This is a genomic window from Emergencia sp. (genome assembly GCF_048465375.1).
Taxonomy (GTDB): domain Bacteria; phylum Bacillota; class Clostridia; order Peptostreptococcales; family Anaerovoracaceae; genus Senimuribacter.
Window position 1 is genome coordinate 259,056 of record NZ_DBFWLQ010000002.1, and the last position, 15,462, is coordinate 274,517.

The window sequence follows — 15,462 nt, forward strand, 5'->3', positions numbered from 1 at the left end:
ATGACATAGAAAGTACATTTGTGCCTGTTGGACAAGATAAAATTCTTTCGCTAAAGCAAGGGTGGATTAATGAGTGGAGAGTTTACATGGAAAGTGGATTCTCAGATTTCGTGAAAGATGAAAATGCGAAGTTACATTGGTACTCTAAAGAAGAGTTTATTAAAAAAATAGTTGAAAACAATCCGACTAAGATATGGCTAAGACTAGTACTTTTAGAGGGTATGTTATTTGAACCATATTATGCTTTAGGAATGGAAAAAGACAAAAAAGGAAATGATGTCCCTTCAAAAAAGTATGATATTTTAAACAAGCCTGTTGTTGGTTATAAAGAGAACGAAGGCGATGAATTCTTAGATTCGATTTTCCCTGAATCATTTGTTCCTAATGGATATGTGAAGAGATTACGCAAAAGCTATAAAAAGGTCATGCATGAATTAAATGAAGTTTTGAAGACGGTAATTACAACGATATCTGTAACAGCAGGCATCACACTAGCAGTTGTAGTTACAGCTGGAGCATTTGCACCTGCCATAGCCACAGCACTTGTCGGTTCGCAATTTGCAGGACTTAGCGGTGCAGCACTAACAAGCGCTTGCCTTGCTTATTTGGGAGGAGGAGCAGTAGCTTTTGGCGGATTAGGAATGGCAGGCGGAACTGCTGCAATTGTAGGCGGAGGTGCGATACTTGGACTTGGCGTAGGTGCGGGAGTCGGTGGAGCGGTAGGTGCGGTAGGACTGTTGGGTAAAAAAGCTACTATTCAGCAATCTGCTAAACTTATGGTTTCTGTAAAGGAAATATTCTTAAATGATGAACATGATCTGGAATATTCAGATACCATCTATGAGCAGTATGTGCAAAAGATTACAGAGATAGAAAAGGGACTTGTGGATCTGAAGTTAAAAGCAGATGTCGCAAGTAAAGAAGAGAAGAAAAAAATAAAACTTGAAATAAAAAATGCTGAGGAGTCGGCAGAGGCTATGAAAATTGCTCGTAAGAGCATGTTGAAATATAAGAGTTCATTTGAAGTTGGAATTCTCACGAGTGAAGGAGGAGAATAAGCTTATTGACATTCCAGAATGTATAAAGGGGTATGATCTTGAGACATTTTCTCCAACGCTGGCGCACGGCAGATGCATGAACAAATAAGAAGTTAAAAATACCGTTAGAACAGGAGGACGCCTAGTTTTAACGGTATTTTATTAAATGAAAAAGGATAGGAGGCCTGGTTCCGCAAATACCTGTCACAGCTGAAGCAGCTGGCGAGAATTGTGATACATGAGTCTTTTGCCGGAGAGGATGGCAATCCTAAGTTGACAATGAGAGAAAATCCGACTATAATAAATATATATTTTTAAATTGACGAATATTTTGCAATCATAACGCACAGAATAGATCAAAAGAGGGAGGCGGTTTTATGTATATCAACCGAGCGATGGAGGAGACGGTTCTCAGAACGTCGAGTACCTTTCCGGTACTTCTTTTAACAGGACCCCGGCAGGTTGGGAAAACGACCCTGCTCAAGCATCTGGCAGGTCCTGAGCGCAAATATGTGACTTTGGACGATCCGGACGCCCGCTACCTGGCGAAAAAAGATCCGGCATTGTTTATGCAGCGATATACGCCGCCCGTATTTATCGACGAGATTCAGTACGCACCAGAGCTGTTCCCATATATCAAAATGGCTGTAGACCAGTCCGGGAACAAGGGGGATTATTGGATTACCGGCTCACAGGTCTTTGTCATGATGAAAGGAGTCAGTGAGAGTCTGGCTGGGCGCGTAGGAATCATCAGACTGTTGGGTTTGTCCGACGCGGAGATTTACGGGTTTGCCAGCCAGCCCTTCACTGCGGATCCCCAAAGACTGATGACGCGTCTTTCCGCGGTGAAAAGGCGCGGACTCAACGACATCTATGAGAGAATTTTTCGCGGCTCCATGCCTGCCTTATATCATGAGGACAGCGCAGATATCGACACCTTTTATCGCTCTTATGTGGACACCTATTTGCAGAGAGACATCAGAGATTTAACACAGGTCGGAGACGAGATGCAGTTCTATAACTTCATGATCGCAGCTGCAGCCCATACGTCAAAGCCTCTGGTCTATGAGGATTTGGCCAATGTGGCAGGCATTTCTGCGCCCACGGCAAAAAAATGGATGTCCATTTTGATTTCTTCCCATATCGTTGCCTTGGTACAGCCTTATTGGAATAACGCCCTGAAAAGGGTGGTAAAAATGCCGCTGATGCATTTTTTGGATACCGGCCTTGCGGCGCATCTTTTGAAGTGGGGAAATCCGGAGAGCTTGGAGCGCGGCGCCATGGCGGGGGCCTTCTTCGAAAGCTACGTGTTTTCGGAGATTTACAAAAGCTACCTGAACAGTGGGAAGGAACCGCCGATTTTCTATTACCGGGATAAAGACAAGAAGGAAATCGATCTGTTGATTTTTCAAAATGGAACCATTAATCCCATCGAGGTAAAGAAGGCGGGCTCACCTGGGAAGACGGCGATCAAAAACTTTTCCGCTATCGCGCCTGTCGCAGAACCGGAAAAGTTTGGAGAGATGGAGGAACTGAAGATTGATATCGGAACAGGCTGCGTCATCTGCATGGCGGAGGATCTCCTCCCCATTGACAAAAAGAATTGGCGCGTGCCGGTATGGCTGATTTAACTACCACAGGCGAGATTACAGTGATATCATCAAGTAGCCCATGGCAGCTTGATTTGATACTTCTTCAATTTATAGCTGAGACTCTGCCTCGATATACCCAGGTTTGACGCCAGTTCACTGAGAGAATTGGTCATCTGGATTTCATTTTCAATACAGTTTTTCTCGTAGGCTTCTACAGACTCAGTCAGAGTGCGCCCCTTGCATACGACAGGGAAACTAAAATCCTTTCTCTCTCTGTTGATCAGAATCTGTCCTCTTTTGGTACTGAGAGAAGCGGGCAGATGTTCATAGTCGATATACTCATCGCCTGCAAAGTTAAAAGCGCTTTCAATCACATTGCGCAGTTCTCGCACGTTGCCCGGCCAGTCATAGGCAGTTAATGCTTCCAGCACCTGGCTTGACACGCCTTTAATGGACTTTCCCATCTCCTTATTGTAATAATCGATATAATACTGAATCAGCAGCGGCAGGTCTTCCAGTCGCTCTTTTAGCGTGGGCATTTTGATCTGCACCGTCAAAAGACGGTAGTAGAGATCGGCGCGGAATCGGTTCTGCTCAATACAGGTAAGAGGGTCTTCGTTCATGGCGGAGATGATCCTCACATCGACGGGAATCGCTTTATTTGAACCCAGGCGCGTGACCTTTTTTTCCTCGATGACCTTGAGAATCTTTGTCTGCATGTTCATATCCATGGAGTTGACTTCATCCAGAAAAATGGTGCCGCCATCGGCAATCTCAAAGATGCCGGCCTTGTCCTCAGCGCCAGTAAAACTTCCCTTTGTCGTACCGAACAAAAGCCCCTCCAGCAAGTTCAGCGGAATCGCAGAGCAGTTTTGAGAGATGAAATATTTCTCGCGCCGTTTGCTTGCAGAGTGAATGGATTGGGCGGCAAGCTCTTTGCCCGTGCCGGTTTCGCCGCAGAGCAGGACGGAAGAACTGGTTTTCGACACGGAGCGCAGTTGTTCTTTCAGATGCTGGACGATCAAAGAGCTGCCTATGATGTCAGAGATTTCGTAGAATTGTTTTGGCTGGTTCAGCTCCGGCGGTTTTATGGATAGTTCCCGCCGGTAAGACGCAGCGAATTTTGCCGAACTGACAGCGCCGATGATTTTCCCTGCGACCTTCAGCGGTATGGTGTGCTCATAAAAGATACAGGTCTGACCGTTGAAGGCGGTCTGCGTAGTCTGTCTGCCCAGGGTCGGAATTCCTTTCAAAGCATTCAGCAGCGTGCTGTTTTCCGGATCTACGTCAGGGTAAAGCTGGAGGATGTGCTTGCCGACAGCCTCCCGATGATTGAAGAAAAAGATTTCTTTATTATAGGTGTTCATATATCTGATGATGCCCTTGGTGTCAGCGATGAGTACGCCATCGGAAAAGACTTCCTTTAAAATCAGGGATTCAATATATTCACAGAACTGTTCATCAAAGATGTTCATGGGGCACCTCCTAAAGACTTTCTTGTGCTCAGTATACTACGAGTGGTCAGAGTTTGCAAAATTTTTTACTAATCAGCCGCAAAATATTTTTCCTAGGCAAAATTTTTGTCCGTCCCCGCCGGCTGGAACGGTTGAAACTTCCCCAAATATGGATGGCACGGATTTTGCTTTTTCTATGAGCAAATAAACAATCGCATATTTTTTAAGAAGGAGGTTTTTATGAGTCATCTATTAACTACGGTAGCCGATATCGGCAGCTGGATCTGGGCTTATCCTTTGCTGGTTTTAATCGTCATCTGCGGCCTGGTCTATACTTTCCGTCTCGGCTTCATGCAAATTCGTCATTTTCCATACATTATGAAGCAGACCTTTGGCAGCATTTTTAAAAAGGGAGAAGGTGAGGGAACTGTTTCCCCATTTCAGGCGGTTGCCACTGCATTGGCATGCACTGTCGGCGCTTCCAATATCGTGGGAGTTCCCATCGCCATCGCCTTCGGCGGACCGGGCGGTTTGTTCTGGATGTGGATCTGCTCACTGATGGGCATGATTATCAAATTTGCGGAAATCGTTCTTGGAATCAAGTACAGAGAGATTAACGAAGACGGCGTATACGTCAGCGGACCGATGTATTATATGTCAAAAGGCTTTCCGAACAAAAAGGCGGGCAAGATTATGGCCTGGGGCATGTCCTTTACCATGATGCTCTTTCTGCCTTTTACCATCTCTGCCCAGTCGGTTTCTGCCGTACAATCGGCGGAGATGCTGGGAATTGGGGCGGTAATCACCGGTGCAGTGCTGACTGTGGTAATCGGTATCATCACCTTCGGAGGAATCAAGAGAATTGCCAACGTCACCGACAAAATGGTGCCTTTCATGGTCATCATTTATCTGATTGGTGCCCTGATTGTCATCTGCGTCAACGGAAGTGCGCTGCCAGGTGTCTTGGTCAGCATTTTTAAAGGAGCGTTCACCGGCCATGCGGCTATGGGCGGCTTTGCAGGTGCTGGTGTTTCAGCAGCAATTCGCTGGGGTTTTGCCAGAGGGGCGTATTCCACGGATCTGGGGATGGGTTCAGCAGCCATGGGTCATGCTGCCGCAACGACAGACCATCCGGTCAGACAGGGTTTTTGGGGCGTGTTTGAAGTGACCATTTCCGGTCTCATCATCTGCACCATGTCTGGATTGACGGTGCTCTGCAGCGGCGTTTGGACCTCTGTTCCGGCAGAACAGGCGGGCACCATGCCGACGCTGGCGTTTCAGAGTGTATTCGGCCAGGATGCGGGCGCTGTAGTCATCTCGGTGGCGATGCTGTTTTTCGTCATCTCCACGATGATTGTACAGGTGTACTACGGCGAAAGACAGTGTGAGTTTTTCTTCGGTACCAAAATCGCCAAGTTCGGAAAACTGCTCTTTGTCTGCTCTATCTTTCTCGGTTCGATTCTCAATCTGTCCACGATTTTCGCATTCCTAGATTTGATTCTGGGAATTGCACTCTTCCCGCATCTCATCGCTTTGATCGTCATGAGCGGGCAGGTGGTGGAACTGAAAAAGGAATTTTTCAGCGATCCGAAATATTATCTGAAAGAAATGAAAAGGAAGGAGCGGTAACATGAAACAGTATGACAGCGTTTACACAAACGGCAAGATCTTTACTGCAGACGACGAGGGCCTTTATGCGGATTCTATGGCGCTGCAAGATGGGAAAATCGTCTGGATTGGCAAGGGAGAAGCCCTTGATTTGGCGGGGGAAGATGTGATCGACCTGCAGGGCAGGACTGTGCTGCCAGGGCTCATCGACAGCCACATGCACCCTATCATGGTGGCTGCCAATCTGAAACAGATCGTCTGTCTGCCACCCTATATTCATTCTATTGAAGAATTGACGCAGGCGGTCAGAAAAGTCAGGCAGGAGCAGGGTCCGGACCGATGGATTCTCGGCTGGGGCTACGATGAAGGCAAGCTGCAGGAGGGCAGGACACCGACCCGTTATGATCTGGATGCAGGAGCCAGCGACGTGCCGGTCTGCATCATCCGGTCCTGCGGTCACATCCGCTGCGTCAACAGTAAGGCGTTAGCGCTGGGCGGCATTGATGAGAACACGGTCTGCCCGGAGGGGGGAAGAATCGTCAGGGATGACAGAGGGGTTCCGACGGGCGTCCTTGAGGAAAACGCAAGGGACCTTCTGGCACAGTATATGCCTGCGGAGGAGGAAGCGGATATCATAGAAAATCTGACGAATCTGTCAGAGCATTTACTGTCAGAAGGGATTACTGCCATTGCCGATATGGGAAATATGGATGACCGCGATTACTTTGACATCTATGAGAACGCCAGGAAAAAGGGATTTGCGCAGAGAGTGGGCGTATTCTACATGTGGGATCAGTTCCGCCACAAACCGGAATTCCACTTTGTGCAGCAGCGTTTATCGGGGGAAATCCCGACCAGAGTCTGCGGCATCAAAATCATCGCAGACGGCGGCATCTCAGGACGGACGGCCTGGGTGAATCAGCCTTATCTTGCTGGCAGCGGTGCAGAATACGGCGTTTCTACCTGTACGGAAGAGGATATCACTTCTGCCATAGCCTTCTGCAAGGAGAACAAAGCACAGCTTTCTATTCACGCCATGGGGCAGAACAGCATCGATATGGCGGTGAACCTCATCGCAGAGGAAGAAGACTGGCTGGATGACAGACTGCCTCACGCCAGAATCGAACACGCTTCCATGCCGACGGAAAACGCACTGGCAAAGTCCGCCGCCGCCGATATCGCCTTTGTCACTCAGCCGGTTTTCCTCTATGCGGAAATCGAACGGTATTTGGAGAATCTGGGAATCCAGTGGCTGCAGAGCACTTTTCCCTTTCGGGAGATTCTGCGCCGCGGCATTCGCCTTGCCTTTTCCACCGATGCGCCGGCAACGCCGCTTGCCGATGCGACCAATCCTTTCCTCTGCGTGGAGACGGCAGTGACGAGAAAAGCCGGGGATGGTACGGACTGCGGCAGAGAAAATGCGGTGGATCTGGAAACGGCGCTGAAGCTGTACACCAGAGAAGGCGCTTATGTCATGGGTTTTGCCGACATCGGCATGCTGAAAAAAGACTATCGCGCGGACTTCATCGTGCTGGACCGAGATATCTTCTCCGTGCCGGAACAGGAGATTCACCTGGTACAGGTTGCGGAAACCTACATGGACGGAGAACTGCGCTATCAGAAGGAATAGAAGGTGCATGGTCATGAAAAATGGCTTGCTGGACTAGAGTTATTAAAACTTGTTCAGGTTAGATGACTGGAACAAGCGGAGGACATCACCGCGGAATGGGCAGCGTTTTTGCCAATTTCGCGGTTTTTGGGCGTTTTGGAAAAAACGCTGCAGACGTTGAGATTTGAACGTTTCCTGAGTACAATCCGCTAGGCTGAACGACAAAAATCGTCGCAAATGCTTGCAATTGCTGGATCAAATGTTTTTTTCTATTTTTGCAATTTATAGCTGTTTTGGAAAAAAGAGACGGGAATCATCTTGGCAATCGGCGAATTTTGGCAAAGGCAAGGCAGGCTGGGGATTCCCAGCCTGCCTTGCGGTTCAAATCCAAGGAGGCGGCCTGCTACCGCCCCGCTTTAGGAGGGTGTGTTAGCTTTGTTTTCTCTTTTTGGCAACAACTGTGACCGCTCCGCCCGCGGCTGCTGCCAGGGCAAGCCACAGAAGCAGATCATTTCCATCGCCTGTCTTTGGTGCATCGCTGTCAGTATCACTGTCAGTTTTGCTGCCGGCGGGCTTTGTCTTGTCTCCTGACTGGTCGGGTTTACCCGGTTTGTGCGGGTCGTCCGGTTTGTTTGGTTTGCCTGGTTTGCCCGGTTTGCCTGGTTTGCCCGGTTTGTTTGGATTCTCAGGGTTGTTTGGATTCTCAGGATCCGTGCCTGCCTTTTTTTCAAAGATGGCGTGGATGGTATGATCCGCATAGACAGGTTTAAAGGTGTACCCATTTACAGGACCGACGGAGTTTCCGTCCACCAGGACATCCTTCAGGATATAACCCTCCGCAGCTTTGATGTCGTAGCTGGCGGAAAACCCTGCGTAGACCTTCTTTGTACCAAGGGGTGTGATGGTTCCGCCCTGGTCAGCAGAAGAAGTAATGGTGTACTGCTGTATTGGCGGATAGGGAGTGCCGGGATCACCGCCTGAGCCGTCTTCCTTTAAGATGGTGAACTGGATGGGGATTGAGGTTTTAATACCATCTTCATAGGTCACGGTCAGGGTATATTTGCCTACCTTGCCGCCATCCAAGTTCATATCATTTTGCTCGACGGTGTAGGTGTTCAGGTCATTTTCTATGAAGTTTTTGGAAACAGCTGTATCGGGTCCTGTGATTTCCCAAGCTGTCGGTGCCCAAGCTTCCGCGCCATAGACAGTGAAGTAATCCGGCGTTCTGCCCTTGAAAACTTGACCATCCGTGATGCCGATGACGAGACATTCGTAGGATTGTGCGCTTGTGATGTTGTTGCCGTTGTAATAGATGATGGCGTTGTCAGGTATCCCAGTTGCCCAGCTGTCTGGAGTAGTAACGCTGTTCGCTTGTACGACAATGTCTTCTGCTTTTGAACAGTGTTCAAACATCTTCTCTGCAAGGGTTGTAACGGCCGTACCGATGGCGACGTGTTCCACGACTTTATAGGAGTCGTCGCTGATTAGTGTGCCCAGGATATCCGCATCGGAGCGCCAGCCTAAGCAACCGTCATCTGTCTTGATGGTCAGCGTGCGAGTGCTGTAGTCCCAGGCGTAGTTGTCGTTGGTTACATCTGTCCCGGATGGTCCCGTGTAGGTAAAGGGATTATCTGATTCGCTTTCAGCCACTGGGCTTGCTACTTTGTCACTTGCAAGAGCCTGCACGGTGAAGGAATAGGTTCCATAGCCTTTCTCTTTGATGATTTGGGTAAAGTCGCAGCTGGTGGAAGAACTATTGACAGTCTGCGTTTTTAATAGCGTGCCAGGGTTGCTGCCGCTGTACAGTTTCACCTCGTAGCGTTCTGCATCCGGCACTGTATTCCATGTTGCATTAACGTTTTCCCTTGCATTATCCGTTTCCAGTTTTAAATCTGTAGGCGTTGCAAGGACCTTATCGACGGAAGCGTTTGCGGCTAAAGAATTATCTCTCCCATTAATGTTAACGGTAATGTCGCTGCCGGTGCTATTCTTAATTTCACCGCTGTGCATAGTGATGTTGGGTAGTACCGAACTGGTGTCAGCAATTTGAAAGGTACCGCCGCTCATTGTGATATGGCCCTTAACGCTGCCCCTGTTGGTAAAGGTCCCGGCAGACATTGTAACCGGGTACGTTACCTTTCCGTCAGCCTCATTGTTGAAGGTGCCGCCATTGATCTCTACAGTGCCCTCGACACTGCCTTCATTGGTAAAGGTGCCGTTGCTGGACAAGGTCAGCCCCTGGATTTTGCCTTTGTTGGTAAAGGTGCCGCTGCTAACCGTCGCGCTCGAAATCCAGCCGTTGTTGACAACGGCACCACCGCTGACGGTTACATCGCTGATAGCGTTTCCGCTCGGATTTCCGTTGAAGGTAAACGTTCCGCCAGTTACCTCGACAGTTTTACCAGCGGCCATGCCGAAATTTTGGCCCGCAGTAAAGCTGCCGTTTGTCACAGTGATGTTGGAATAGACATAACGGTCAGCATCAATGCTGCCGCTTTGGATCTCGATCGTCTGGGGCCAGCTACCAGGCGTGTAATTCATTTTGTCCCAATCGTCCTGCGACGTAATTGTGACCGTACCTGTATCCTCTGCGCTGGCCTGCATTGGAAAATATGCGGCGACCAGACACAGGGCCAGAGCTAAGGCCAGTGCTTTCTTTATCTTCGTTTTTCTCTTCATGATTGATTCCTCCTCCCAGGGGAAAATACATTAGTTTTAATTACATTGTACATATCGTGGGGGGGGGGTCAAGGATATCTGCATAAGCCGTATTTAAACTGCGCAAACCGGATAAAATTTGGCGATTTTATCCGTGGGGAGAGACACAGAGGTCAAAAGGCGGCGGAAAGCGAGCCTGCCGGTTTGCTGCCTGCGTCAGGGGATTCATTTTACAGGCAGCTTGATCTGCTCTGTCAGAAGAGAAAAAGAAAAAGCATTGGGACTGAAAACTTCCAATGCTTTTGTATCGTTATTTTACCAGGCTCTTCCCGGTCATTTCTGCCGGAATGGCCAGGCCCATCAGTTCCAGCATGGTCGGTGCGATGTCGCAGAGGCGGCCGCCGTCAGCCAGCTGAACTGGTTTATCCGCGATATGAATCAGAGGCACCTGATTGAGGGAGTGAGCTGTGACTACATTTCCGGCTTCGTCTATCATACAATCGGCATTACCGTGGTCTGCCGTTAAGAGAATTTGACCGCCCTTTTTCAGCACGGCATCTACAATTTGCGGTACACATTTGTCCAAAGCCTCGATGGCTTTGACAGCGGCTTCCATGACCCCGGTATGTCCCACCATGTCGGCATTGGCAAAGTTGAGGATGATGCAGTCGTATTTCTCCGCTTCGATCTGTTCCAGCACCCGCTCGGTGACGATTGGCGCGCTCATCTCCGGCTGCAGATCATAGGTGGCTACCTGTGGGGAAGGGACCAGGATTCGATCCTCGCCTTCACAAGGAGCCTCTACGCCGCCGTTAAAGAAAAAAGTCACGTGAGCGTATTTTTCTGTCTCTGCGATGCGCAGCTGAGAAAGGCCCAGGGATGAAATATAATTTCCAAAGGTATTGGTCAGCGTTTGCGGCGGGAAGGCCACCTCCACATTTGGCATCTGTGCATCATACTGGGTCATGCAGACGTATTTCAGATTTTTCAAGGTCTTCTTTCGCGCAAAGCCGTCAAAATCAGGATCTACGAAGGCGCGGGTGATTTCTCTCGCTCGATCTGGGCGGAAGTTGAACATGATCATAGCGTCGCCGTCTTTGACCGTTGCGGCGCCTGTGGAAGTCGGCTGTACGAATTCGTCGTTTTCCTCCCGTGCATAAGCGCTGTCTACGGCGGCGCAGCCGGTAGATGCGGCAAAACCCTGTCCCAAGGTCATGGCATCGTAGGCTTTCTCAAGCCGATCCCATCGCTTATCCCGGTCCATGGCATAATATCTGCCGATGACGGTGGCAATTTCACCCACACCGATCTGAGCCATGTGGTTCTGCAGGGCTTCAATATACTCTCCGGCACATCGCGGCGGCACATCGCGGCCGTCTAAGAAACAGTGGATAAAGACTTTGGTCAGACCTTTTTTCTTTGCCAGATTAAGCAGGGCAAAGAGATGACTGATGTGGCTGTGGACGCCTCCATCTGACAAGAGCCCCAAAAGATGCAGGGCGGAATGATTTTCCAGAGCGTAATCCATAGCTCTGCCCAGGGTCTCGTTATCGAAAAAGTCTCCATCTTTGATTGATTTGCTGATTCTGGTCAGCTCCTGATAGACGACTCTTCCGGCACCGATGTTCAGGTGGCCCACTTCAGAATTTCCCATCTGTCCGTCGGGCAGACCCACTGCCAGACCGCTGGCATCGAGGCGAGTGCCCGGATACTCCTCAAATATTGCATCCAAAGCGGGCTTACGAGCCGCAGCGATGGCGTTTCCTTCTTTTCTCTCATTGAGACCAAAACCGTCCAGGATCATCAGCATGGTCGGTCTTTTATAACATAGGAAATGTCGTCCGAAGGACGTATTTCCGTATGTTTCAAAGAACGTACCTTGCGAAGAGTCGCTCTTTGTGGGCGAAATGTGGAAATAGGAATCTTTGATTCCGTCATTTCCACGTTTTTTATTTATTTTCATGAAATTCATTTCCTTTCTCACATATTATCTTTCCATTATACCAAATTTTTTGGTATAATCAAATACAGTGATTAGAAAAAGAGGTCAAAATGAACTGGACAAGAGAACAACAGAGAGCAATTGATGAACGAGAAAAAAATATATTGGTAGCCGCCGCCGCAGGATCTGGAAAGACTGCGGTTTTAGTCGAGCGCATCAAAAAATTGATTATAGAAGACGGTGTATCCATCGACAGAATGTTGATTGTCACCTTTACCAATGCTGCTGCGGCAGAGATGAAGGAGAAAATCCGCACAGCCATCAATAAAGAAATCGACGCCGATCCGGCGAATTCCCAGAATTTGAGACAGCAGTTGAATCTGCTGCCGAGAGCCAACATCAGCACCTTCCATTCTTTTGCCCTGGACGTGATCAGGACTTTTTTCTTTTTGACTGATATGGAACCGGGGTTTTCTATCTGCGACGACGCGCAGAGAACCATTATCAAAGAGGATTCCATGGATCAGCTCATGGAGCAGTGCTTTGCTTCTGATGCAGAGGAATTCTACGCATTCCTCAATTGGTACAGCTCCGATAGAAATCAAAATAAGATCAGAGAGATCATCAATACCTCATACAATGTGCTGCAGTCGCTGCCATACCCTTGGCAGTGGCTGGAGGAAAAGATCGCAGAGCTGTCTCTTTCGCCAGAGGAATTCCTACAGTCCCCCATCATGGAATACATCTGGGATTATATCGAGGACTCTGTAAAAAAGGCGGCAGCGTATGAAGAACGGGCGGCAATAGAGTTGTCAGATGCAGGTCTTTCGCGATTGGCAGAAAAAGTGACAGGAGAAGAACTGTGCTTTTATCAAGAGATGGCAGAGGCAGTAGAAGCAAGAGACTTGGACGCCCTGGGCAGCTGTGTCGGCGCCTTTCAGTCTGTCCGGCTGGTAGCGAAGAAAGAAGAAAAAGAAGCTTACGCGGAAGTCAAGGACCTGGCAGCCGCCTGTCGGAAGAAGGCCTCTGGTCTGGTCAGCGATATCAAGGCCCTGTTTTTTACCCAGAGTCTTTCTGAGATGATTGCAGAGATGAACAAGACTGCGCCAAAGGCGGAAACCCTGCGCAAGCTGCTGACGGCTTTTGACCAGATTTTCAGAACCAACAAAGGAGACAAGAAGCTGGTCGACTTTAACGATATCGAACACTACTGCCTTTCCATTTTAGAACACCCGCAGGCGCAGAACCATTACAGAAAGAAATTTGAATATATCTTTATCGACGAATATCAGGATACCAATATCCTTCAGGAAGAGATCATCGCTAAAGTGGCCAGAGAGAACAATCTCTTCATGGTCGGCGATATGAAACAGAGTATCTACAAATTCAGGCTGGCGGAACCGGAAATTTTTAAGAGCAAATATGTTTCTTATGGAAGCGCGGAGAACAAGGCATCTGCTAAAATCGACCTGAATCAGAATTTTCGCAGTAAGCCCCTGATTTTATCGGAGATCAACCACATCTTCGAGAATCTCATGGAAGACTATGACGAAGATGCGATGCTTTATCCCGGAGTCAGCTATGAGGGTCCCTTCCACTATGTACCGGAAGTCAAGGTAGTGGATGCTTCTACCATCGATGAGGCAGATGAGGAGCTGGCCAATCTGAAGAATGCAGAGCTTGAGGCTCTGGAAATCTGCCGTTTGATCAGAGAAAACCTGGGCAGAAAGTTCTTCGATCATAAAGCTGGCGTCTGTCGGGAAATCGGTCTTCACGATATGGTGATTCTCATGAGAGGCGTGAGAAATTACGCTGACGTCTATCGCAATATTTTGAAGGAAAACGGCATCGACAGTTTCGTGGACGACAGCGAAGGATACTTTGACACGATGGAGATCAACGTGTTTATGAATCTCTTATCGGTGATAGACAATAAGATGCAGGACGTGCCACTGATCAGCGTACTCCACTCAGAGATTTTCGGTTTTTCTACTGACGAACTGGGGCAGGTCAGGGCCGCCTGCAAGAATGGACAGTACGCGGCGGCTTTTCTTAAATTTGCCGCAGAGGGCAAGGAGGGACCGCTGAGAGAAAAGTGCAGAACGGCGCTTTCCTCCATCAAGAAGTGGAAGACCATGGCTACCTCACAGCCCCTGGGCAAATTTATCTGGAAGCTGCTGCTGGAAACCGGTTATTATCTCGAAATGGGCGCCATGCCAGGGGGCACACAGCGCCAGGCAAACCTGCGGGCTTTGGTCGATAAGGCGGAAAAATTTGCTGCCAACAGACAGAGCTCGCTCTACAGCTTTGTCCGCTACATCGACGCGGTCAAAACACGAGGCGTGCCGATGGGGCAGGTGAAGCTGGTGGGTGAAAACGACGACCTGGTGCGTATCATGACCATCCATAAGAGCAAAGGATTGGAATTTCCCCTGGTTCTGGTCTGCGGTATGGGCCGCAGACTCAACTACACCAAAATTGGCAGCGGCATCGCCCTGCACAAGGATATTGGTATCGGTATGACTCTCGCTGATTTTGAGGGACATTGGTACAAGCAGACCCTATTGCAGAGGCTGATACAGAAGCAGGTGCACAAAGAGGAAGTGGCTGAGGAAGTGCGGGTTCTCTATGTAGCGCTGACGCGGGCAAAGGATCTGCTCTACATGACAGGAACGGTCAAAGAAGGTGCAAAATTCATGGAGAACCGCCAGATCGGCTTGGGCGGTGATACGACTTATCTGGATATGATCGGAGACGTCTCCCGCCTTGAACTGGTGGACGCCAATCTCCTGTCTCATGGAGGCACGGAAAAAAGCGGTATACAGGGTAATCCCATGGGAAAAGATATCTTTGACAGACAGCTTTCGAAAGAGGAAGAGGCAGAAATACTGCGCCAGTTGGACTTCGTCTATCCGTACGAGGCATCCCGCAAATTGAAATCTAAGTATTCGGTTACGGAGATTAACCGCATGGGACAGACTGAGCAGAAAGCGTTTGAGACGGTGCTAGCCGTACCGAAATTCAGACAGGGAGAAAGACAGCTGACGGCGGCCGAGAAGGGCACCATTTATCACAGCATCATGGAACGGCTGGACTTTGATCGGGCAGAAAGAGAAGGCCTGCCCTACATCCAGGCGGCAGCCGAAGATTACGTCAACCGTGAGATCTTTGACGCAGAGTCTTTGCAGTCCATAGAACTGCCGCGCATCGCCGAATTTTTCGATACGGAGCTGGGCAGCCGCTGTGCCGCTGGCTACCGAGCCGGCAATTTGGAGCGTGAGCGGCCTTTTGATCTGCAGATGGAGATGGAGGGTGAGACAGTCATCGTCCAGGGTATCATCGACTGTTATTTCGAAGAAGAAGACGGTTTTGTGCTGCTCGATTATAAGAGCAGCTGGATTGATCCGCAAAAGGACTTTGAGAAGGAAGCCGAGCGTTTGCGCAGAACTTACGGCGGCCAGATCGAAATATATCAGAAAGCCTTGGAAACTGCCAAAGGACGGCCGGTGAAAGAAGCCTGTCTCTATCTTTTCGGAGCAGGGAAATTAGTGAGAATGTGATG

8 protein-coding genes are annotated in these 15,462 nt (G+C 49.1%); 5 read left to right on the forward strand and 3 right to left on the reverse strand.

Going from position 1 to position 15,462, the window contains the following annotated elements; genetic code table 11:
* Positions 1 to 86 precede the first annotated feature (86 nt).
* Both ACMQ5W_RS01725 and ACMQ5W_RS01730 read left to right on the forward strand, forming a co-directional pair.
* Positions 87 to 1,058, forward strand: a complete 972-nt coding sequence (locus tag ACMQ5W_RS01725; protein ID WP_419022867.1) for a hypothetical protein — start codon at positions 87 to 89, stop codon at positions 1,056 to 1,058.
* Positions 1,059 to 1,414: 356 nt separating this feature from the next.
* The gene (locus tag ACMQ5W_RS01730; RefSeq protein WP_419022869.1) at positions 1,415 to 2,668 is read left to right on the forward strand and encodes an ATP-binding protein; all 1,254 of its coding nucleotides are present in this window, start codon (positions 1,415 to 1,417) and stop codon (positions 2,666 to 2,668) included.
* A 29-nt stretch (positions 2,669 to 2,697) separates the two neighbouring features.
* Here the strand turns inward: ACMQ5W_RS01730 and ACMQ5W_RS01735 are convergent, their stop codons facing one another.
* Positions 2,698 to 4,104, reverse strand: a complete 1,407-nt coding sequence (locus ACMQ5W_RS01735) for a sigma-54 interaction domain-containing protein (protein ID WP_419022871.1) — start codon at positions 4,102 to 4,104, stop codon at positions 2,698 to 2,700.
* Between the two features lie 219 nt (positions 4,105 to 4,323).
* On the opposite strand from ACMQ5W_RS01735, the gene ACMQ5W_RS01740 reads away from it, so the two are divergent.
* Both ACMQ5W_RS01740 and ACMQ5W_RS01745 read left to right on the forward strand, forming a co-directional pair.
* Positions 4,324 to 5,712 (forward strand): alanine/glycine:cation symporter family protein, encoded by a 1,389-nt coding sequence (locus ACMQ5W_RS01740; protein WP_419022873.1) that lies wholly within the window; start codon positions 4,324 to 4,326, stop codon positions 5,710 to 5,712.
* Position 5,713: 1 nt separating this feature from the next.
* Positions 5,714 to 7,321, forward strand: coding sequence for an amidohydrolase (locus tag ACMQ5W_RS01745; protein WP_419022875.1), 1,608 nt, complete (start codon positions 5,714 to 5,716; stop codon positions 7,319 to 7,321).
* A 408-nt stretch (positions 7,322 to 7,729) separates the two neighbouring features.
* Here the strand turns inward: ACMQ5W_RS01745 and ACMQ5W_RS01750 are convergent, their stop codons facing one another.
* Together ACMQ5W_RS01750 and gpmI are read right to left on the reverse strand one after the other, a co-directional pair.
* Positions 7,730 to 9,979 carry an LPXTG cell wall anchor domain-containing protein gene (locus ACMQ5W_RS01750; RefSeq protein WP_419022877.1) on the reverse strand — a complete coding sequence of 750 codons (2,250 nt, stop codon included), beginning with the start codon at positions 9,977 to 9,979 and terminating at the stop codon, positions 7,730 to 7,732.
* Between the two features lie 289 nt (positions 9,980 to 10,268).
* Positions 10,269 to 11,768: a 2,3-bisphosphoglycerate-independent phosphoglycerate mutase gene (gene gpmI / locus ACMQ5W_RS01755; protein ID WP_419023530.1), complete on the reverse strand. Its 1,500-nt coding sequence runs from the start codon at positions 11,766 to 11,768 to the stop codon at positions 10,269 to 10,271.
* 242 nt (positions 11,769 to 12,010) lie between these two features.
* On the opposite strand from gpmI, the gene addA reads away from it, so the two are divergent.
* Positions 12,011 to 15,460, forward strand: coding sequence for a helicase-exonuclease AddAB subunit AddA (gene addA / locus ACMQ5W_RS01760; protein WP_419022879.1), 3,450 nt, complete (start codon positions 12,011 to 12,013; stop codon positions 15,458 to 15,460).
* The last annotated feature ends 2 nt before the right edge of the window (positions 15,461 to 15,462 follow it).

What these genes read in the sequence shown, in the direction of transcription:
- ACMQ5W_RS01745 (WP_419022875.1), top strand. Translation starts at nt 5,714, where the DNA reads ATGAAACAGTATGACAGCGTTTACACAAACGGCAAGATCTTTACTGCA.
- ACMQ5W_RS01730 (WP_419022869.1), top strand. Translation starts at nt 1,415, where the DNA reads ATGTATATCAACCGAGCGATGGAGGAGACGGTTCTCAGAACGTCGAGT.
- gpmI (WP_419023530.1), bottom strand. Translation starts at nt 11,768, where the DNA reads ATGCTGATGATCCTGGACGGTTTTGGTCTCAATGAGAGAAAAGAAGGA.
- ACMQ5W_RS01735 (WP_419022871.1), bottom strand. Translation starts at nt 4,104, where the DNA reads ATGAACATCTTTGATGAACAGTTCTGTGAATATATTGAATCCCTGATT.
- ACMQ5W_RS01750 (WP_419022877.1), bottom strand. Translation starts at nt 9,979, where the DNA reads ATGAAGAGAAAAACGAAGATAAAGAAAGCACTGGCCTTAGCTCTGGCC.
- ACMQ5W_RS01740 (WP_419022873.1), top strand. Translation starts at nt 4,324, where the DNA reads ATGAGTCATCTATTAACTACGGTAGCCGATATCGGCAGCTGGATCTGG.
- ACMQ5W_RS01725 (WP_419022867.1), top strand. Translation starts at nt 87, where the DNA reads ATGGAAAGTGGATTCTCAGATTTCGTGAAAGATGAAAATGCGAAGTTA.
- addA (WP_419022879.1), top strand. Translation starts at nt 12,011, where the DNA reads ATGAACTGGACAAGAGAACAACAGAGAGCAATTGATGAACGAGAAAAA.